We start from the raw sequence: 19,468 nt of genomic DNA on the forward strand, positions 1-19,468 counted from the left end.
CCTACTCCGCAGCGATCAGCGTCGAGGTGACGTCCGTCTTGACCCGCTCTGCGGGGAGTTGCTCACCGGTGAGGGCGTAGTGCACGCGCTCAGCGATGTTGGTCGCGTGGTCGCCAATCCGCTCGAAATTCTTGGCCACGAAGATCAGGTGCGTGCCCGTCGACGCAGTGCCCGGCATGCGGTTCATCAGCGTCAGGAGCTCCCGGAAGACCGAGTTGTAGATGTCGTCCACCTGATCGTCCGCGTTGCGCACGGCGCGAGCAGCATCAGCATTGCGTCGGAAGAGGGCGTCCAAGGCTTCGGAGAACTGGCGAAGCGCAATGCGGCCCATACGGACGACGCCTGCATGCTTCGAATGCTCACCTTGAAGATCGCTGTCGGCGATGATGATCGAGCGGCGGGCGATGTTCTTCGAGAGGTCGCCGATGCGCTCCATCTCAGAGGCAATGCGGACGGCCGCCATCATGCGGCGGATCTCGCCGGGGTTGCGGCGGCGCTCATGGAAAAGTTCGGCCACCAGCTCTTCGATCTGGCGTTCCTGACGGTCGGTTTCGGCATCGCGTGCGCCAACGGTCTTGGCGAGACCCGCGTCGCGCTGCTCGAAAGCAGTCAGGGCGTCGGTCAGCTGCTGCTCAACCATGCCGCCCATCGTGGCGAGGGCAACTTCGAGCTTATCGAGCCGATCGGCGTGTTGTTTCAAAATCCCAAAAGGCATGGGCACTCCTTAGGCCGCCGCCGATGCCTGATTTGTGTGACAGGATCATGTAAAACCAAGCGCGGTCGTTATTTTTTTCTTGTTCTTGCGGCGTGGCAAGCGCTGGATGTCGCTCTTTTAATGTCCAGCGGGCAGGTCACTCTCAGGCCCAGGACGCGGAGGGAAGTAGCAGGTAAATGCAGCGCCTTCTCCCTGGGCCGATTCCACGAGTATACCGCCTCGGTGGCGACCCACAATATGCTTGACGATAGCAAGACCGAGACCAGTCCCGCCTTGCGGGTGGCTCTTGTCGACATCGGTCCGGTAGAAACGCTCGGTCAGGCGGGGAAGATCGGTCCTGGCAATGCCGCCGCCTTCGTCGCGCACGCGGATATAGACGAGGTCGGAAGGCGCGCAGCCTGCCCTGACGGCGATCTGGTCGGGGCTGTCGCCTGAGCTGCTGGCTGCCTCGAAAGCATGGTCTGGCCCGCTGCCGACCGTGACGTGGACCCGCGCCCGGTCGGTGCTGCCGGTCGCGCCATACTTGAGGGCATTGTCGATGAGGTTCTGGGCCACCTGAATGAGCTGGTCGCGGTCGCCGATCATCCTGATCGAGCAATTGCTCGGCCCGGGGACGATCTCGCCATTCGCGCGCTCGGCCACGGGGGCCATCATTTCACGGACGACAGCTGCGATCTCGCAAAGGTCGACATCGTCTTCGGGCAGGCGGCGTTCGTTGAGCTCGAGCGCGGAGAGGCTGACGAGGTCACGGACGAGGCGCTGCATGCGCTCGGTCTGGGCCTGCATGATCTTGAGGAAGTGCGCGCGTGCGTCGGGATCGTCCTTGGCGTGGCCTTGCAGGGTCTCGATGAAGCCGAGGAGCGAGGCGAGGGGTGTCCTGAGCTCATGGCCTGCATTGGCGATGAAGTCGGTGCGCATCCGTTCGAGCTGGCGCTGTTCCGTCCGGTCACGGATCATGACGATCATCTCGCCCTCGGCTTCATCATGCTCAAGCGGGCTGACGTAGAAGAGGGCGGAAAGAGTGTTCGGGCCGGTGATCGAGATCTCGGCTTCCTGTGCGCCATCCATGTGCCGCGCCTCGCGCAGAGCGCCCAAGGCTGCGGGCGCACGGATGATGCCTGCGATATTGGCGCCTTCGATCCCTTCGCCGAACATGCGGAAGCAGGCGGCGTTGGCAGTCTCGATCCGGTCCTGAGCATCAAGGAGCATGACGGGCTGGGGCAGGGCGTCGAGGAGGATCGAGTAGCGCTGGAGGCGCTCGACCTCTTCCGTCGCTTCTTCGGAGAGCGGCGCAAAGACCTGCTGCGGGGTGGGGACGAGCCACCTGAGAAGCAGGACCGTGCCTGCGATCCCACCGGCGAGCAACGCGCCCAGCGGCTTGAGCACACCGGCAATGAGCGCCGCCGCAAGGCCAGCTGCGATGGCACCAGCCGCCACGAGGAGGTCGTTGCGCCTCAAGGGCGCCCGGCCTTCTGCAGTGGGAGGCTTCACATTGACCGAATTGCGCTGCACGTCCATCGGACGCTTCTAGGCGCTCGCCGCCAAGAAGAAAGCCCCGGGCACGACGAAAGAAGAAGAGCTCTGATCATGGTCAACCCTCAGTTCGCCAAGACAAAAATCCTCGCCACCCTCGGTCCTGCATCGAGTTCTCCCCACAGGATCGAGGCGATGATCCGCGCCGGAGCTTCGGCGTTCCGGATGAATTTCAGCCACGGCAGCCATGAAGAGCACGCCGAGCGCTTCCGGATGGTGCGCGATGCTGCGGAGGCCGTCGGGCGTCCGGTGGCTATTGTCTCGGACATGCAGGGCCCGAAACTTCGGGTCGGCAAGATTGCAGGCGGCGAGATCCAGCTCAGCTATAATGAGGATTACGAGGTCACCCTCGGCGAGACCGCTGCCGAGGGTGCGATCCCGATCCCGCACCAGGAGCTCTTCGATGCGCTCCAGCCCGGCGATGCTGTGATGATGAATGACGGCGCGCTGCGCTTCACGGTGAAGGAAGGCGGCTCGAGCCGCATGGTCTTCACCTGCGATGTACCGGGCAAGCTGACCAACAATAAGGGTGTCAACATTCCGGGCCGGAAGCTGCCGCTGGCCGCGCTGACGGAGAAGGACAAGGAAGACCTTGCCTTCGCGATTTCGCAGAACACCGACTATGTGGCACTGAGCTTTGTTCAGACGGCGGACGATCTGCGCGAGGCGCGGGAGCTGATGGGTGACAGCCCGGCCAAGCTGATCGCGAAGATCGAAAAGCCCGGTGCGATGGATACGCTTGGCGGCATCGTCAGCGAAGCCGATGCGCTGATGGTGGCGCGCGGTGACCTCGGCGTTGAGCTGCCCCTAGAAATGGTCCCCCGGGCCCAGCGCAGGATCATCCGTATGGCGCGGAATGCGGGCAAGCCTGTGATCGTCGCGACCCAGATGCTGGAAAGCATGATCGACTCGCCGACGCCGACGCGGGCCGAAGCTTCGGACACGGCTGCTGCTGCTTATCTCGGTGCGGACTGCGTGATGCTCAGTGCAGAGACGGCTGTCGGCCGCCATCCCGAAGCTGCGATCGCGATCATGAGCCGGATCCTTAAGGCCGTTGCCGACGATGATGGCTCGATCAATGAGATTGCTGCCGCTGCGGACCCGAGACCGCCGTCGACGGACGCGGAAGTTATCGCCGCTTCGGGCGCATGGGCCGCCGACAAGGCTGGCGCGGACGCGATCCTCGCGGCGACCATGAGCGGCGGGACGGCCTATGCCGTGGCGCGGAACAGGCCCGGTGTGCCGGTCGTCGCGATCACGCCGAACGCCCGCTCGGCTAGGCAGCTGGCGCTGATCTGGGGTGTCTACCCGGTCAAGGTGGCCGAGGATAAGAGCTTCGAGGAGCTGTCCGACAAGGCTGCCGAAGTGGCGCGGGAGCGCCTGCAACTCTCCGACGACGGACGGATTGTCCTGATCGCAGGGGTGCCGAAGGGCATCAAGGGCGGCACCAATACACTCAAGCTGATCAAGGTAGGTGGATGATGATGAGCCAGGCTGAACGCATTGACGCGCTGATCGCTCATGTCCCCGTCATGCCTGTCGTCGTCATTGACGATGCGGCTCACGCCATTCCGATGGCCGAGGCGTTGCTGGCCGGCGGCATCAATGCGATCGAAATTACGCTGCGCACCGACGCAGCCCTTGATGCGGTGAAAAAGATCGCCGATGAGAAACCCGACATGGTCGTCGGTACAGGGACGGTCCTGTCCGAGCGTGACCTGATGTCGTCCATTGATGCGGGCGCGAAGTTCGCCGTGTCGCCAGGCCTTACGACGCTCCTCGCGACGGCGGCGGGCCAGCATATGGATCAGTGCCCGCTGCTTCCCGGTGTGGCCACTGCTTCCGAAGCGATGCGTGCGGAGGAAGCAGGGTTCGAGCGGTTGAAGTTCTTCCCCGCCGAACCTGCAGGCGGTGCACCCTACCTCTCCGGCCTTGCGGGACCTCTCCAGCGGGTGAAGTTCTGCCCGACGGGCGGCATCAAGCCGGACACCGTGGCGAAGTACCGTGCCCTGAAGAATGTCTTCTGCGTCGGCGGCAGCTGGCTTGCACCCAAGGACAAGATGGCAGCCGGTGACTGGGCCGCGATCGAGGCGCTGGCTCGCGAGGCGGCTGCGGGTTAGCGACTCAGCCTTTGTTGCAGAAATGCAATAGTCCAGCAGATACATTATGCGACATAATTGCGCTCGAACTTTCTTCGGGCGTGTGTTGTTGTTGCCACAGATCACGAAGGGTGATGCCCTCCCTAACGACCTCTTCGCGATCCCATCCGCCCTCTGCCCCGGCGGATTGTCCCTGGAGCGGTGCTGAGCGCTGTCCCTGCAATTGCTCAGCACCGCCTCCCGGACAGACCTCATGGGCCAACATGTCACCGGGCGGTCGTTTGACAGGTTCCTCCGTGACCGCGTACCGCGCCTGATATGGTGATGATCGATGGGTGATGTTTCAGGCGCCAGGCCGCCCCGAAGCGCTTTCTACGAAATGCGGCGGGCGATCGCCCTGTGGCTCTATGGACTGGCTGGTTGGAAGGTCGAAGGCGAAGCGCCGCCAGACGACAAGTTTGTCGTCATCGCCGCTCCCCACACGTCGAACTGGGACCTCGTCTACATGCTCGGGGTTGCCTACAAGTTCCGTATACGCCTCCAATGGATGGGTAAGGACTCGCTGTTCAAAGGCCCCTTCGGCTGGGGCATGAAGGCGATGGGCGGCATCCCGATCGACCGCTCCAAGGCAAACAATGTCGTCAGCCAGATGGTCGAGATCTACCGCAACGCCGACGAACTTGCCGTCGCAATCCCGCCGGAAGGCACGCGCTCCAACGTCCGTATATGGAAGACAGGCTTCTACAATATCGCCCACGGCGCGGGCGTGCCGATCGCGCTCGGCTTTCTCGACTATAGCCGCAAGGTTGGCGGGATCGGCGGTGTGCTGAGGACTACAGGCGACTACGAGGCGGATCTCGAGCAGATCAAGGCGTTCTATGCCGGCGTGGTCGGTAAGCACGCTGACCGGTGACGCTTTGCGTCTCTTCTTTTTTGATGGGTCCTGGATCAAGTCCGGGATGACGGGTGGTTCGGTGGTCTCTCCGTTATCGTCATTCTGGACTTGATCCAGAACCCATCACATCAAAAAAGCACGCGCAGCGCTCACCCCCGCGGCAGGAAGCCCATGATGTCCTTGACGTCCTTGAGGATCGGGGCAGCAATCGCGTCGGCGCGCTCGGCGCCTTTTGTCAGGATGCTGTCAATATGGCCCTGATCGCCCATGAGGCGGCGCATCTCTTCAGAGATCGGCGAGAGCTTCTCCACCGCGAGCTCAGCCAGTTTCGGCTTGAGCGCGCCAAAGCCCTGACCGCCAAACTCAGAAAGAACAGCGTCCACGGACGAGCCTGAAAGCGCAGCATAGATACCGACGAGGTTCTTCGCTTCAGGACGGCCTGCGAGACCATCGGCTTCCGAAGGCAGGGGCTCTGGGTCGGACTTGGCCTTCTTGAACTTCTTCGCAATGGCGTCGCTGTCGTCAGTGAAGGTGATCCGCGAGAGGTCCGAAGGATCGGACTTCGACATCTTCGCGGTACCGTCGCGCAAGCTCATGACGCGCGTTGCCGGCCCCTGAATCATCGGCTCGGGCAGGGGGAAGAAATCCTCCGCACCCATATCATTATTGAACTTCGTCGCGATGTCGCGGGAGAGCTCGAGGTGCTGCTTCTGGTCCTCACCGACGGGAACATGGGTCGCCTTGTACGCGAGGATGTCCGCGGCCATCAGCACGGGGTAGGTATAGAGCCCGACCGATGCCTTCTCCTTGTCCTTGCCCGCCTTGTCCTTGAACTGGGTCATGCGGTTGAGCCATCCGATCCGCGCCTGGCAACCGAGGATCCACGAGAGCTCAGCATGGGCCGACACGGCTGACTGGGCGAAGATGATCGACTTTTCGGGATCGATCCCCGCCGCGAGATATGCCGCCGCGATCTCGCGGGTCTGGTCCTTCAGCTTGGCCGGGTCCTGGGGCACCGTGATCGCGTGGAGGTCCACGACGCAGAAGATCGACTCGAATTCGTGCTGCATGGTCACGAACTTCGAGATCGCACCCAGATAGTTGCCAAGGTGCAGGTTGCCGGTGGGCTGGACGCCGGAGAATACGCGCTGGGGATGGTTCGTCATGGCGGGGCGGATAGCCGATGGGGTGGCCGAAGGCGAGACCCTTGACGCGAGGCAGGGCTCCTTCATCTTGAGTGCCAAGGGGAGCGCGTGATGCAAGTTCGGACGATAGGGCCTGTCAAAACACCTCTGTGGCTGGAGTATGGGCATGACCCGCGCTCTCGCGCCTTCGATGAGGTTCTGGCGGCCATGCCTCCGGAAGGCAGGGAGTTCACGGCCCCAAACCGCGCCGACGGCGCAAGGGATGCGAACTTCTCCCGCTCGTCGAAGGATGATCTCGACCTGAGGCTGTTTGTCTGGGAAGCCGATGGAAAGGAGGGCGGGACGCGCCTCCGGCTCCATGTCTATCCCTTCGGTGTTTCGGTGCTCGAGACCTTTCAGGTCGCGCCGCCGCTGTTCCCGGTCGAGACGTGCGAAGCTGCGATCCAGGAAGAAGCGATGCGTGCCTACGAGGCCGCTGCGCCTGCTCTTCTGGCGATGTTCCGCAAGATCGAGAAGCGATTGCCCAAGTCGTCGCGGAAGAGGATCGCACCTGATTACCGGCCACGCGCATCGGATATCGAATGGGTCGCCCGGTGTGTTGTCCTCACGAAGGAGGAGGCGGCGAACGACAAGGCGCGTGGCTTTATCCGCGAATGGCTGGCGCCCACAGCGAGGCCGGAAGAAGCTGAAGCCATCATCGCCGGTGACCTCGATTCGTCGATGACCTGGCTCAACTATGTCGTCATCGAAGGCGACGATGCTGCGATCAGAGACCAATTCGCAGCGATCCGAACGGCTCAGGCCTTCTACGCTGCTCAGTCGATCCTCAATCTGGACGCGCAAGAGCGTCTGGTCGCCAGAAATGATGGCGTCCCCACCAAAAGGGTCGAGGCTGAACTGGTCGATTTCAGGCGAAAGATGCAGATCCTCCGTATCTTGTTCGAAACTCAGAAGGGCTTCCTGTCGAGGCAGCGGCGGGCCAAGTTCGACGATGTTCTGACGCTGTGGGATTATGACGACCTGGTGGACAATGGGTCACGGATCATCTCCGCCAGTACCGACCGGATCGGTGAGCTTCTCAGCAAGCGATCCCAGTCAGCATCGCTTTTCACGGACTTCATTCTCTTCTTCATTGCTCTCTTCGCGATTGTTGAGGTGACGCTCTACCTGACAGAGTATAGTCGCGAGATGATGTCCCGGCCTGCGCTCGCGTTCGAAGACGAAGACCTGTCAGGGGCATTGCGTTTCTTCGCGTCGATTGACGCTGACTGGATGATCGCCAGCGCATTCGGGCTCGCTGGTACGCTCGTGCTGGGGTATCTCTTCCTGAAGAGGCGGTTCTGAGATGATACGTTTTCTGACGACTGCAGCACTGCTCTTGTTCTGCTGCATCCCCGCGCATGGTGAGCCGGTCCGTGTGTACACGGATACATTCCGGCCCTTTGTCAGCGCCGAAGACCAGCGCGCTGCCCCCGCGAGCGAACTGGTCGATATGATCCTGCGGAATGCGGGGTTGGAGCCCGGCTTCACCTATAAGAACTTCGCCTACGGATTGTACCGCGTGGGCGAGGGCGACGAAGCATTGAGCTTCCCTTGGCGCCGCAGTGCCGAGCGCGAGGAACGGGTGATCTTCTCAGAGCCTTTCCTGACTCTCGAGCACAGCCTCCATCGCAAGCTCCCATCGAGTGCGGGGTCAGGATCGCCTCAGCTGTCGCAGGCGCGCATTGGCATGGTCGGAAGCTACGTCTTCTCAGGAGATGTCGCGCAGCTCGTCGAAGCGGCGAGGCGTGAGGACAGGCTCGTCGTCTCGGCATCGGAAACCGAGGCGCTGGCCGCGCTCCTTGCCGGAGAGACAGACCTTCTCGCGCTCCCGGCACCAGTAGTCACGGCGACGCTGGAGGCGAGCTTCCCCAACCAGACGGGCCTCGTCCGCGAGCTGGAAGACGGGCCGACCGAGAGCTTTTCCCTCCATGCCGTGGCACCAAAGAATGCGTGGGGCGAAGACCTGATTGCGCGTTTCAATGAGAGCTACCGGGAGCTTCGGACGGCGGGGGTCATCACGGATGACTTCCTCACCGGACGCCTCGCCCGGCCCGCCAAGCCGGATGTCGCAGTCCTTGTCAGCTCCGAGGGCTTTCCTGTCGTCAAAGGCGCCCTCAAGGACAACCCAGACCGCGAGCTTGCTCTGCCCGCGGGAACTCGGGTCCTTGTTAGGGAGTGGAGCGCTGATTATGCCGAGCCGCTGCGGAGCCAGTCCCTCTACCGGATCATGACATCGAGCTCTCTGGTGATCGTCCTGAACGGCCCCCACGTCGGTAGGGAGCTCTATATCCAGAATATGCATCTGACGCTCGCTGAATGATACTCGCGCTCGGATGGTTGGGGCTGACGCTTTATGCAGCGGCACATCTGCTTCTGATCCTCCGCGACGGCCGGGACCGGAGGCTCTATTTCTCGATCAATCTCGTAGCGGCCATCGTCTTCACGGCCAGCGCTATCGGTCTATCAAGCTGGCAGTCGATGGCGATCAACATCTTCTGGGCTCTGACGAGTGTTCTCGGCCTCGCCGACCGTGAGAGGATTCTGAGCGGTCTCGGCAGGGGGCTGACCCTCGCGACGTTGCTTCTCAGCGCGTTACTGCTTGCTGTTTCAGGGGCGGGAGTTTTTCCGTTTGCGGACGGCCTCGGCTGGACGGGCGCGCTTATCTACTCTCTCGCCTACTTCCTGCTGGCGGAGGAGAGGATCAACCGCAGGCGCTACCTGCTGCTCAACGTGATCGCAGCGGTCGTCTTGATCCCTGTTTATAATGCGCAGGAGAACTGGCCTGCTCTTTGGATGAGCATTGTCTGGACGGTGATTTCCGGTGGCGGCTATCTTCGCGTCACGCTGACAAAGCGCGGCGGCGCTTGATTTTCCAGCGGAGGAGGCTTCACAAGCACCGCCATGGCTGATGGAATGACCGTTATTGCGGGCGAAGCGCCTGCGCCGAAACCTGCGTTGAAGGTCTATGAGCACGCCCCCTCGTCGGTGGCGTTCAAGAAGCTGCGGAAGCGCATCCTGCGGCAGACCCAGGAGGTGGTTTCGACCTTTGGCCTCGACCAGCTGCGCGAGGACGGGACGCCGCAGAAGTGGCTCGTGTGCCTGTCGGGGGGGAAGGACAGCTATGGCCTCCTCGCCGCACTTCTCGATCTGCAGTGGCAGGGCGGGCTCAAGGCGGAACTTCTCGTCTGCAATCTTGACCAGATGCAGCCGGGTTTCCCGAAGCACGTGCTGCCCGACTACCTCACAGCGCTCGGTGTACCCCATAAGATCATCACCGAGGACACCTACTCCATCGTCACGGACAAGGTGCCGGAGGGCAAGACCTACTGCTCCATGTGCTCTCGCCTGAGGCGCGGAATCCTCTACCGTGTCGCGCGGGAGGAGGGGTGTGACGCCATCGTCCTCGGCCACCACCGGGACGATGCGCTCGAGACCTTCATGATGAACCTCATGCATGGCGGCAGGCTCGCGGCCATGCCCCCGGCGCTGATGAATGACGAAGGTGACGTGAAAGTCCTCCGTCCTCTGATCTTCACCGCGGAGCGAGACCTCGCCAAGTTCTCCGAGCTCTGCCAGTTTCCGATCATTCCGTGCACCCTGTGCGGGTCACAGGACGGGCTCCAGCGGATGCTGATGAAGGACCTCCTCGACCGCTGGGAGGAGAAAAGGCCCGGCCAAAGAGACGTGATGTTCCGTGCCCTGCGCAATGTGCGGCAGAGCCATCTGGTGGATGAGAAGGTTTTTGATTTTGAGAGGCTTTAGGAGAGTTGCATCGGACTGGTCGGATATCGTAGCCTTTTTAGAAGGTTAGGAGAGGCTCTATTGATATGCTGCGAACATCATTGATCTTGACGATCGCTGTTATCGGCTCGTGTCTTAACTCCTCGTGGGCTCACGAGGTCAGCAGCGCGGAGCAGAAGTCGGAATTTCCAGAGAGGGCGCTCTCCGAACTCTCCTCGTTCTGCCGATCACAGGCCGGCGTTCTGAAAGCCAAAAAAATCGAGACCCGGACACTTCGGGTGACGAGCGACGGATGTGCGAACTCAACGTGCATGTCCCTCCTGCTTGCTGATGGTGTCGAGGCGGTGGAGGCGCGGTCCATGCCCGGGGGAAATCCGGATCTCGCGATGGCTCCCGGAACTGGCCTCTTCCGCTTCTCCCACGCCGATGCAGGTTCCCCGCGATGCGCGTGGTTCGACGGCCTCAAGAAGCGTCTCAACGATATTCTAAATGTCAGGATCGATTTGCCGGTCCCGCGCGGAAAATGTCTGACGGCCGAGAAGATCGACGCCTTCTCGACTGATTTTCTCTGGGAGCGCGAGACCGAGGATGCGATTCTCGTGCAAGGGGATGAGCGCGTCGCCGTCAGGCCGGAGATCGAAAAAGTCACCAATGTGGAGACGGGCGAAATCGTCGGGCTGACCCGCGTCTTCACCATGTATCTGGGGACGGACCGGCTCTCCTTCGGCATGGGTCCGGAGAGCGGGGTCGCGCAGCTGAAATGCCAGGGGGAGCTGCGCCCGCGTCAGATGGTCGACGCGATGACGACGCCGTAGCGGCCCCTCGCTTCAGCTCATCCGGCGCGCATCGTGGGGGCTGTCCAAACTGAAGGGCGGGATCATCGCTTCGAAGACCTGTCCGTCTTCGCGGTTCATCTCGTAGGCTCCGAACATCATGCCTGAGGGGGCGGAAAGGGGGGTGCCGCTGGTGTATTCGAAGGCATCGCCCGGGTGCAGGACGGGTTGCTCGCCCACGACGCCGTCGCCTTCGACCACGAAGGACTGCCCCATCGCGTCCGCAATATGCCAGGTGCGGCGCTTCAGGGTCACGGCCTGGGGGGAGTCATTGTCGATCCGGACGGTGTAGGTCCAGAAATAGCGACCTTCTTCGGGGCGCGACTCGTCATCCATGTAGTCCGAAGACACACGCACCCGAATCCCGTCAGTTACGGCCTCGGAGATGAGACCATCCTCGAACTCTTCTTCAGCCATGTGGCACTCCCAAAGGTCACGGTCCCACCGGTTGTGACTTTAGGGTGTTACCCGGCATCGCCCAGCTTGACCAGCGCATGACTGCGCGCGACAGCTTTGCAACTTTGAAAGGCGGAGGGATGTCCGATGGATAGGAGGCCGGGAGTTCTCGATGCTGCGGCACTGAAGGCGCTGATCGCCGAGGGCGGCATCGTGGCCGATCCCGGCCCGCGTCAGGTGCAGCCCGCCAGCCTCGACCTGACCCTCGGGCCCAAGGCGCGGCGGGTGCGGGCAGCGTTCCTGCCGAGCCCGCGGGCGAGCCTTGCCGAGCGGCTCGATGCACTGACGCTTCATGAGCTGGATCTTCGGGAGGGCGCGGTTCTGGAGAAGGGCTGCGTCTATGTCGTGGAGTTGCGGGAGCGGCTGCGGTTGCCCCGGCACCTGTCTGCGACGGCGAACCCCAAAAGTTCGACGGGGCGGATCGATGTTTTTGTCCGCCTGCTGACCGATACCCATGAGGGCTATGAGCGGGTGCCAGCAGGGTATGAGGGTAAGCTCTATCTCGAAATCTGCCCACGGACGTTCCCGATAATTGTGCGGGAGGGGTCGAGCCTCAACCAGCTGCGGGTGCGGGATGGGTCATCATTCCTGAGCGACGAGGAAATTGCGTCCGTTCTCGGTGGTGAGCCCCATGTGGCCGACGGGCTCAATGTCTCGGTCGATCTTTCCTCGGATCTTGGCGGCGTGGCCGGGTGGCGGGCACGGCGTCATGCGGGACTGATCGATGTCGACAAGGTCGGCGCGCTCGATCCACGGGAGTATTTCGAGGCCATTGCTCCGCCGCCCGAGGGCTATCTGACGCTGGACCCTGACGAGTTCTATATCCTCGCGAGCCGAGAGGAAGTCTGTGTGCCGAATGACCTTGCCGCCGAGATGGTCGCGATGGACGAGGAGCTGGGCGCCTTCCGTGCGCACTATGCTGGCTTCTTTGATCCAGGCTTTGGGGTGGAGGCCGCGAGCCGCGCGGTTCTCGAGGTGAGAGGGTTCGACGTTCCAATGATCCTTGAGCATGGCCAGCGGATTGCGCGCCTTCGCTACGAACGGCTGGGGGCAGAGCCCGAGGCGGTTTATGGCAGTGCTCAGTCATCGAACTATCAGGGCCAGGGCCTGAGGCTTTCTAAGCATTTCAGGCAGCCGTGACGAACCCGCTGGCGAGCATGGCGGTGGAGGAGCGGGCGGCCTATCTGGCGTTCGTGCTCGACCTCTATGACCGTTTCTCCCGCGAGGGCGGGCGGGTCATGGAGTTCTTCAAGAAGCCTGAGCGTAAGCCGATGCAGGCGGTCCTGCACCTCGCCGCTGCGAAGGCGGAAGGAACGGGCGGGTTCATCGCGGAGTTCGGTGTCCATAAGGGCCACTCGATCCGGGAGCTGGCCGCGGCCTTTCCGGGGCGGGGCATCCACGGCTTTGACAGCTTCGAGGGGTTTCCCTCGGATGGTCGCGAAGACTGGCAGCAGGATTTCTCCGTGCCCGTATTGCCAGAGGTTCCGGGGAGCGTGACGCTGCACAAGGGATTCTTCGAGGAGACCGTGCCTTCGTTTGCAGCAGGTTTGCCAAAAGATCAGCAGGCGGACTTCCTCCATATTGATTGTGATATCTACAGCTCGGCGCGCACAATCTTCGAGACGCTGGGCGAGCGCATTCGTCCCGGCACGGTTCTGCTCTTTGATGAGCTTGTGAACTATGACGAGTTTCTCGGGAATGAGATGCTTGTGCTTTATGAGTGGACGCGGGCGAGCGGTCTCGGCGTTCAGTGGCTCGCGACAAAGGGAAAGCTCCGCCCCCTGAAGGAGTACACGGTTGGGGTCGAAGGCGGGTTTGTTGGCTACCGGCAGCAGCGCTACTACCAGAATGCTGGCCTGGTAGTTCGCGAGGATCCAGAGCGTGATGCGCGCGAGGTCCGGTTCCTCGACGAGGCCCGGGAGCTTGTCGCCTTCTTCGGGGACAGCTCAGGGCCGTTCCGGTCTTAGCGCGGCAAGTTTTCCCCATTAACCTGTGAAGGTTTCGCGTTTCGTTCTTCCTCGTTAGACTCTAAATCATGCAGACCGCCGCGCGCCTTTCCGAGACCTGCCTTCCGGGCACCGTGATCCTCGCGGGGCGTGAGGTTGTCCTCGATTGCTCCGGCGCCATGCTGATCCCTGATGAGGGGGTGCTGGTGGTCTCGGACCTGCACTTCGAGAAGGGCTCGCATTTCGCCCAGAAAGGGCAGTTCCTGCCGCCCTACGACACGCGGGCGACGCTCGACGGGGTGGAGCGGCTGATGCGGCTCTGCCGTCCCAAGACAGTAGTGTCGCTGGGTGATGCTTTCCATGACACGGACGCTGAGGCACGGATGGATGAGGCGGACGCTGAACGTCTCTCAAGGCTCTGCGAGGCTGCGGACTGGGTCTGGGTGCTTGGCAATCACGACCCCCTGCCGCCCAAGCGTTTCCGCGGGACGGCGACGGAAATCGCGCAAGTGGCGGGCCTGACCTTCAGCCACGAGCCCGGCGACCATGAGGGCTGGCAGGTGGCAGGGCACCTTCACCCCTGCGCCGTGGCGCAGAAGGACGGGCGCGGGGTCAGGCGGCCTGCCTTCGTGACCGATGGCGCGCATATGGTTATGCCGGCTTTCGGGGCCTTCACGGGCGGGTTGAACGTCCTCGATGAGGCCTTTGCGCCGGTCTTCCCGGACGGGTTCCAGGCGCACCTTTGCGGCAAGTCCCGGGTCTATGCCGTGCCGAGGAAGAGCCTGCGCGGGGACGCGCCGCCCGCTCACTGGATGCGCTAGCCGCGGAAGAAGGGCGCGAGCCCTGCTGCGACAATGATTGAGCCTGCAGCACCCCCTGCCAGCATCACGCGGAGCTCGAAATACCAGTCCTCCATGCCAGCGCGCCGGTCCCACTCCTGGGCCAGCTGCAGCATCAGGAGGAGCGCGATGATCACCAGCCTGACCATCGGGGTCAGCTGACCCTCGCCGAAATCCTCGGGCGCGGCTGCTGCAATCCATGCGATCAACGGCGGGGTTACGGACTGGAGGAGGCCGCCAAAGGGGATGCCGGGGCGGGCATCGGGCTGGAGCAGCCGATAGACCCACCGGCCGCCGCCCATGAAACCGACGATGGTCACGCCATAGATGACGATCCAGCGCTCGACTTCGCGGGTCCAGTCTTCGCCGAGCGATGGCTCGAAGAACTGCACGAGGATCAGCGCGGCGAAAGGGATGAGGCCGCCGAAGCCCAGCTGATAGGCCGCCCTGCGCCTCAGGGCATCGCCGTCCACGCGGCTTTCTACGCTCTTCATCGCTTCGGTCTCCCCTCGGGATTCGGGAACCAGTCGTCCGGCATGAGCTGACGCTCGCCCACCGCGACGTCCGGTGCAATCCTCACCTTAAGGAGAACATAGGCCCCCAAGCAGCTGAGGGAACGAAGAACTCCCGGACCGATCTTGAGGCTGTCGCCGGGGGCGAGGAGCTTGTGGCCATAGGCGGTGACGCCCGTATGGCTGAGCGCGACAGAGGCCGGGCCGCCTTCTTCCAGGGTCAGGGTCACCTCGGCATCGACCGTGTGCCAGCCTGCCTCTTCGGTGGCGGTGAGGAGGTGAAGCCCTGCGCGGTAGCTGCCGTCCTCATGCTCCGTCTCCCGCCAGTGGCCCTCGAAGGGATGGGGGAGGAGGCGGTGGGAGGAGATGAGCGCCTCGGTGTTCAAAAGCTGTCCTTCCGGGACCGGAGCTCGGCGAAGACATCCTCTGCAGGCGCGCCGGAGAGGCCGAGGCTGGCGGCGAGAGCAGGGTCATCGGCGCGCAGGAACGGGTTGGCCTTCTTCTCTTCAGCGAGTGCGACCGGCACCGTGGGCGTGCCCTCCTCGCGTAGCCTTGCAACCTCTGCCGTGCGGGCCTTCAGCGCTTCGTTCCCGGCATCGACGCTCATGGCAAAGGCGGCGTTCGCCTTGGTGTATTCGTGGGCGCAGAAGATCGTGGTCTCTTCGGGGAGCGCGCGGAGCTTCTGGAGCGACGCCCAGAACCCTGCCTTGTCCCCCTCGAACATGCGTCCGCAGCCGAGCGAGAAGAGCGTGTCGCCCACGAAGGCCAGCTTCGCTTCCGGTGCGTGGTAGGCGATGTGACCGAGCGTGTGACCCGGCACGGCGATGACATCGAGCCGGGTCTCGCCGAGCATGACATGGTCGCCGCCTAGGATCCTGCGGTCAGCGCCGGGGATCTTGTCGCCTTCGCCCTCGGGCGCGACGATCTCTGCGCCGAAGCGCTCCTTCAGAGGCGCGTTGCCGCCGATATGGTCCAGGTGCCAGTGGGTGTTGAGGATCAGATCGATGCCCCAGCCAAGCTTCTCCGCCTCTGCCTCGATTCGCGCAGCCTCAGGCGTGTCGATGGTTGCGACCTTCCCCGAGGCCTCGTCGCGTACGAGAAAGCCGTAATTGTCCTGAAGGCAGGGGAACTGGTGAACGGTAAGTGGTCCCAGATGGTGCATCGCAGGCCGATCCTCCTTAAGTTGATGGACCTAGAGGCTCTCACCCCCGAGGGCCACCGGCGAGGAGCCGCATCCTTTGCGCACCGAGAGCACAGAGCTCAGGGATTTCTACGAAGGCCGCCTTGGCAAAGTGGCGGAGGATCGCGTGCGTCAGCGCTTGGTCGATGCGTGGGGAGAGCTTGAGGGCCTGACGGTAGCTGGCTTTGGGTTCTCCGACCTGTTCCTCGAAGCCTTCCCGAAGGCTGCGCGCCGGGCGAGCCTCGTGCCTGCGTCGGCAGGGGCGCTGGCGGGCGGCAGGGATGTGCTGGTGGACGAGGACAATTGGCCATTGGCGGAGGCGTCGGTCGACAGGCTGGTGATCGTCCACGGCCTTGAAGAGGCTGGCGATCCGCGCCGGATCATGCGTGAGGCGTGGCGGGTCCTGACCGATGATGGACGGCTGGTGATCATCGCCGCCAACCGCCACGGCTTCTGGACCTTGATCGAGAACTCGCCCTTCGCGGCAGGCAGGGCCTATTCCCGGCGGCAGCTGATGAAGCTCCTTGGCCGGTCGATGTTCGCCCCTACGGCCCATGCCTCTGCGCTTTATGTCCCGCCGATCAGGCAGCTCATGCGCTTCGCCCCCCTGTGGGAGCGTATGGCGGAGCGGCTGGAGCCGCTGCGGGTGCCGCTTCCCAATGTGGCAGGCGTGGTGATGGTCGAGGCGCGACGGTCGCTGGCGGCGCCTGTCTCTGGCTCGAAGGCCGAGGTGCTGGGGCCGATCTTCGCCAGGCCGGGACGCCGGGTCGCAGGCCTCGCCGCCGAGCGTGAGCGGGCGGAAGACTAGCAAAGCTCCCGGTTTTTCGGCATGGGCAGGCCATGACCACAAGACCCACCCCGCGTTCGGGGCTCCTCGATATCTCGCCTTATGTCCCCGGCAAATCGAAGGCCGAGGGCAAGACCTACAAGCTGAGCTCCAATGAGAGCGCGCTGGGCCCTGCGCCGTCGGCTATCGAGGCGGCGCGCGAGGTTGCTGGCGCGCTTCATCTCTACCCTGACGGATCGGCGACGGGCCTGCGCGAGGCTTTGGCGAAGCTTCACAGCATCGATGCGGAGAGGATCATCGTCGGGAACGGCTCGGACGAGGTCCTGACACTGTCGGTGAAGTGCTTCACTGAGCCCGGTGACGAGGTCCTGATGACCCGGCACGGCTTCTCCTATTATCCGATCCTGACCAAGGCGGAAGGGTGCAAGCCGGTCATGGCGGAGGAAGACGACCTCACCGCCGACGTCGATGAACTGTTGGCGGCGGTCAGTGAGCGGACGAAGGTCGTTCTCTTGGCCAACCCCAACAACCCCACGGGCACGCTGCTGCCGTCGGACGAGGTGCGGCGCCTGCGTGAGGAACTGCCGCCCCACGTACTTCTCGTGATCGATGGAGCGTATGCGGAGTATGTCGAGGCCGATGACTATGATGGCGGTCTTGCTTTGGTCGAAGAGGCCGAAGCTTCAGGCGCAGCCAATGTCGTCATGACCCGCACCTTTTCCAAGATCTACGGGCTCGGCGGGATGCGTGTCGGCTGGGGCTATGTGCCCTCTGCCCTGATCGACGTGATGAACCGCGTCAGGGGGCCGTTCAACGTCAACGCGCCGGCTCTTGCCGGGGCCGAGGCAGCGCTCGCCGACCAGGGCTTTGTCGAGGAGAACCGTAGGCACAATTTCGAGGATATGGCGCGGCTGACCCAGAGGCTGCGCGGGCGCGGCTTCGAGGTGCGCGAGACCCTCGCGAACTTCATCCTGATCGATCTCGGTACGGAAGACCGGGCGCGGGCGTTCCTGAAGCATCAGGAGGAGGCGGGCGTCTTCATCCGCTCGACGGCCAGCTCGAACCTTCCGACCTTCGTGCGGGTGTCGATCGGTGCCCGCGAGGCCAATGACGCCTTCCTCGCGGCGGCTGAGAGCTTCGACGCTTAAAGCGGCGGGATCTCGCCGATCGAGACGGGGCCGAGGCGAACCTCGCCTTCATCGACGGTGAGAGGCAGGGTCTGCTCCTTCGTCCCTTTGTCCGTCAGCAAGCCGAGGATCTGGCGAGCCATGCTGGCTTCTCCGTTCGAGATGGCGCCGGTCTCGGCAAGGACGCCGAGGAGCGGCGGCTCGTTCTTGAACTTGATCTCGAGCTCACCGTTGAGGAGGCCCTGATCATCCGTCTGAAGAGCACCTTTGGCAACGAGCTGGGTTGGCGAGGGATCATCAGCGCGGCGGATGCCGAGGTCTGCGGCTGCGACGGTGAAGACATTGGCCTCGCGCGATGCGGCCATGTCGAAGTAGGGGACCTGCACCTGCTCCTCGCCGCCAAACTCCGCAGCCTTGACGGAGACAGCGATAGCGCGGCCGAGGCCCAGCCTTTGCTGGTTGGCGATGAGCTCGCCGACCGTCACGGTGCGCGCCTCGCTGGTAAGCGAAATGCCTGCGCCCTGCGCGGCCATGAAGTCGCCTTCGAGGCTGAAGACAAGATCCTCCGCCTCAAGATCATAGTCGGTACCGAAGGCCGTCAGCACCTGCTCTCCGCGCGGGACAAAGAGGATGCGGCTGACGTCATAGGGCAGGGTCGCGACCATCAGCTCCTCAGCCTGGAACCGGGTGCGCTCGCCCTGCCAGTCAGCACCCGCGATCGCGGCGCGGAGGTTGAAGGGGAAGCCATCAACGTCGATCGTCTCGTAGGTGAAGCTTCGCCCCTGTGCGGCTTCGCGGTCTGCGAAGGCGGCAAGCTCGGCCTTCATCGCGTCGGCGCCCTTGTTCCAAAGGACCGTGTAGCCAAAGGCAAAGACGCCGAGGAGGGCGAAGGGAATGATCAGTCCAAGGCGGTTTTTCACGCGACGACCTCTTCGTCAGGGCCCTCGATCGCGGTCTCCACGGCCTTGAGGTAGGCGCGGCGGTTGCTCGCATCGTCGATGGCGGGGTGGATCTGGATGGTGATGGTGCCGGGGAGCTTTTCAGGGCCGGGCTGGACCCAGTGCTCGCCTGAGTTATGGCTTACAGGGATTGTTGGCACACCGAGCGTTTTAGCGAGGGCTGCGACGCCCGGCTGGTAGGGCAGGCGCTGGCCTGGAAGGCTGCGCGTGCCTTCGGGGAAGATGACGATTTGCGCGCCTTCGAGGAGGCGGGCCTTCGACTGGGCCGTCATGTCACGGAGCGTCTTGGCCCCTGCGTCCCGGTCGATGAAGATGAAGCCGTTGGCCCGGCAGTACCACGAGAAGATCGGCCAGTGCTTGAGCTCCTTCTTGAGGACAAAGCTCGGCCGGGGCAGGAGGACCGTGAGCTTCAGGGTCTCCCACATGGACTGGTGCTTGGCGGCAATGAGCGCTGCGCCTTTGGGAATGTTCTCCCTCCCGACGACCACATCATCGACGCTGCAGAGAACCTTCAGTGCACCGAGGAGCCCGCTTGCCCAGAATTTCGAGACAGCGATCGACCATTCGCGCTTGAGGAGCGCGGGGAAGGTCAGCGCGCCCACGATGAACGAGAAGACGAACAAGAACACCACAAAGAGGGATGACCGGATCATCTGCAT

Annotated in this window: 22 protein-coding genes; 13 read left to right on the plus strand and 9 right to left on the minus strand. The window is 63.2% G+C overall.

From position 1 onward, the window contains the following. Nucleotide 1: 1 nt before the first annotated feature. Together phoU and HK107_RS06660 are read right to left on the minus strand one after the other, a co-directional pair. Nucleotides 2-715, minus strand: a complete 714-nt coding sequence (gene phoU, locus HK107_RS06655; protein WP_173197875.1) for a phosphate signaling complex protein PhoU — start codon at nucleotides 713-715, stop codon at nucleotides 2-4. 117 nt (nucleotides 716-832) lie between these two features. Further along, nucleotides 833-2,233, minus strand: a complete 1,401-nt coding sequence (locus HK107_RS06660) for a sensor histidine kinase (protein ID WP_173197877.1) — start codon at nucleotides 2,231-2,233, stop codon at nucleotides 833-835. A 69-nt stretch (nucleotides 2,234-2,302) separates the two neighbouring features. On the opposite strand from HK107_RS06660, the gene pyk reads away from it, so the two are divergent. From pyk to HK107_RS06675, 3 genes are all read left to right on the plus strand, one after another. Continuing rightward, entirely contained in the window at nucleotides 2,303-3,730 is a 1,428-nt protein-coding gene (gene pyk, locus HK107_RS06665) for a pyruvate kinase (protein ID WP_173197879.1), read from the plus strand. A gap of 2 nt (nucleotides 3,731-3,732) precedes the next feature. Continuing rightward, nucleotides 3,733-4,368 (plus strand): bifunctional 4-hydroxy-2-oxoglutarate aldolase/2-dehydro-3-deoxy-phosphogluconate aldolase, encoded by a 636-nt coding sequence (gene eda, locus HK107_RS06670; RefSeq protein ID WP_233061154.1) that lies wholly within the window; start codon nucleotides 3,733-3,735, stop codon nucleotides 4,366-4,368. A 358-nt stretch (nucleotides 4,369-4,726) separates the two neighbouring features. After that, nucleotides 4,727-5,260: a lysophospholipid acyltransferase family protein gene (locus HK107_RS06675; RefSeq protein ID WP_173197882.1), complete on the plus strand. Its 534-nt coding sequence runs from the start codon at nucleotides 4,727-4,729 to the stop codon at nucleotides 5,258-5,260. A gap of 131 nt (nucleotides 5,261-5,391) precedes the next feature. Here the strand turns inward: HK107_RS06675 and trpS are convergent, their stop codons facing one another. Continuing rightward, nucleotides 5,392-6,408 (minus strand): tryptophan--tRNA ligase, encoded by a 1,017-nt coding sequence (gene trpS / locus HK107_RS06680; RefSeq protein WP_173197884.1) that lies wholly within the window; start codon nucleotides 6,406-6,408, stop codon nucleotides 5,392-5,394. 90 nt (nucleotides 6,409-6,498) lie between these two features. On the opposite strand from trpS, the gene HK107_RS06685 reads away from it, so the two are divergent. The 5 genes from HK107_RS06685 (at nucleotide 6,499) to HK107_RS06705 (ending at nucleotide 10,985) form a co-directional block, all read left to right on the plus strand. Then, nucleotides 6,499-7,731: a hypothetical protein gene (locus HK107_RS06685; protein WP_173197886.1), complete on the plus strand. Its 1,233-nt coding sequence runs from the start codon at nucleotides 6,499-6,501 to the stop codon at nucleotides 7,729-7,731. Between the two features lies 1 nt (nucleotide 7,732). Beyond that, complete coding sequence (locus tag HK107_RS06690; protein WP_173197888.1) at nucleotides 7,733-8,749, plus strand: type 2 periplasmic-binding domain-containing protein; 1,017 nt, start codon at nucleotides 7,733-7,735, stop codon at nucleotides 8,747-8,749. After that, nucleotides 8,746-9,297, plus strand: coding sequence for a CBU_0592 family membrane protein (locus tag HK107_RS06695; RefSeq protein ID WP_173197889.1), 552 nt, complete (start codon nucleotides 8,746-8,748; stop codon nucleotides 9,295-9,297). The genes HK107_RS06690 and HK107_RS06695 overlap by 4 nt, the downstream gene beginning before the upstream one ends. A 33-nt stretch (nucleotides 9,298-9,330) precedes the next feature. After that, the gene (gene ttcA, locus HK107_RS06700) at nucleotides 9,331-10,191 is read left to right on the plus strand and encodes a tRNA 2-thiocytidine(32) synthetase TtcA (protein ID WP_233061156.1); all 861 of its coding nucleotides are present in this window, start codon (nucleotides 9,331-9,333) and stop codon (nucleotides 10,189-10,191) included. 290 nt (nucleotides 10,192-10,481) lie between these two features. Next, nucleotides 10,482-10,985, plus strand: a complete 504-nt coding sequence (locus HK107_RS06705) for a hypothetical protein (RefSeq protein ID WP_173197890.1) — start codon at nucleotides 10,482-10,484, stop codon at nucleotides 10,983-10,985. 12 nt (nucleotides 10,986-10,997) lie between these two features. On the opposite strand, the gene apaG is transcribed toward HK107_RS06705, so the two are convergent. Next, on the minus strand, nucleotides 10,998-11,420 hold the full coding sequence (gene apaG, locus HK107_RS06710) for a Co2+/Mg2+ efflux protein ApaG (protein WP_173197891.1): 423 nt from the start codon (nucleotides 11,418-11,420) through the stop codon (nucleotides 10,998-11,000). A gap of 126 nt (nucleotides 11,421-11,546) precedes the next feature. Between apaG and HK107_RS06715 the strand changes: the two genes are divergently transcribed. From HK107_RS06715 to pdeM, 3 genes are all read left to right on the plus strand, one after another. Continuing rightward, nucleotides 11,547-12,599 (plus strand): 2'-deoxycytidine 5'-triphosphate deaminase, encoded by a 1,053-nt coding sequence (locus tag HK107_RS06715; protein WP_173197892.1) that lies wholly within the window; start codon nucleotides 11,547-11,549, stop codon nucleotides 12,597-12,599. Then, nucleotides 12,596-13,426: a class I SAM-dependent methyltransferase gene (locus HK107_RS06720; RefSeq protein ID WP_173197893.1), complete on the plus strand. Its 831-nt coding sequence runs from the start codon at nucleotides 12,596-12,598 to the stop codon at nucleotides 13,424-13,426. Before HK107_RS06715 ends, HK107_RS06720 begins: the two co-directional genes overlap by 4 nt. A 68-nt stretch (nucleotides 13,427-13,494) precedes the next feature. Then, on the plus strand, nucleotides 13,495-14,226 hold the full coding sequence (gene pdeM / locus HK107_RS06725) for a ligase-associated DNA damage response endonuclease PdeM (protein ID WP_173197894.1): 732 nt from the start codon (nucleotides 13,495-13,497) through the stop codon (nucleotides 14,224-14,226). Here pdeM and HK107_RS06730 read toward each other — a convergent pair. Genes HK107_RS06730 through gloB form a run of 3 tightly spaced genes read right to left on the minus strand, consistent with a single transcriptional unit; the run spans nucleotide 14,223 to nucleotide 15,918 of the window. Further along, the gene (locus HK107_RS06730) at nucleotides 14,223-14,738 is read right to left on the minus strand and encodes a DUF3429 domain-containing protein (protein ID WP_173197896.1); all 516 of its coding nucleotides are present in this window, start codon (nucleotides 14,736-14,738) and stop codon (nucleotides 14,223-14,225) included. The two genes, pdeM and HK107_RS06730, sit on opposite strands and share 4 nt — an antisense overlap. Then, complete coding sequence (locus tag HK107_RS06735; RefSeq protein WP_173197898.1) at nucleotides 14,735-15,142, minus strand: cupin domain-containing protein; 408 nt, start codon at nucleotides 15,140-15,142, stop codon at nucleotides 14,735-14,737. The genes HK107_RS06730 and HK107_RS06735 overlap by 4 nt, the downstream gene beginning before the upstream one ends. Next, on the minus strand, nucleotides 15,139-15,918 hold the full coding sequence (gene gloB, locus HK107_RS06740) for a hydroxyacylglutathione hydrolase (protein ID WP_173197900.1): 780 nt from the start codon (nucleotides 15,916-15,918) through the stop codon (nucleotides 15,139-15,141). Before gloB ends, HK107_RS06735 begins: the two co-directional genes overlap by 4 nt. Before the next feature lie 76 nt (nucleotides 15,919-15,994). Between gloB and HK107_RS06745 the strand changes: the two genes are divergently transcribed. After that, nucleotides 15,995-16,744, plus strand: a complete 750-nt coding sequence (locus HK107_RS06745; protein ID WP_173197902.1) for a class I SAM-dependent methyltransferase — start codon at nucleotides 15,995-15,997, stop codon at nucleotides 16,742-16,744. Between the two features lie 32 nt (nucleotides 16,745-16,776). Next, a complete protein-coding gene (hisC, locus tag HK107_RS06750; protein WP_173197904.1) occupies nucleotides 16,777-17,871 on the plus strand; it encodes a histidinol-phosphate transaminase in 1,095 nt (364 codons plus the stop codon). On the opposite strand, the gene HK107_RS06755 is transcribed toward hisC, so the two are convergent. Together HK107_RS06755 and HK107_RS06760 are read right to left on the minus strand one after the other, a co-directional pair. Beyond that, nucleotides 17,868-18,770 (minus strand): DUF2125 domain-containing protein, encoded by a 903-nt coding sequence (locus tag HK107_RS06755; protein WP_173197906.1) that lies wholly within the window; start codon nucleotides 18,768-18,770, stop codon nucleotides 17,868-17,870. The two genes, hisC and HK107_RS06755, sit on opposite strands and share 4 nt — an antisense overlap. Further along, nucleotides 18,767-19,462 (minus strand): lysophospholipid acyltransferase family protein, encoded by a 696-nt coding sequence (locus HK107_RS06760; protein WP_173197908.1) that lies wholly within the window; start codon nucleotides 19,460-19,462, stop codon nucleotides 18,767-18,769. Before HK107_RS06760 ends, HK107_RS06755 begins: the two co-directional genes overlap by 4 nt. Nucleotides 19,463-19,468: the final 6 nt, after the last annotated feature.

The sequence above is a fragment of the Parvularcula mediterranea genome, from assembly GCF_013085255.1.
Taxonomy (GTDB): Bacteria; Pseudomonadota; Alphaproteobacteria; order Caulobacterales; family Parvularculaceae; genus Parvularcula; species Parvularcula mediterranea.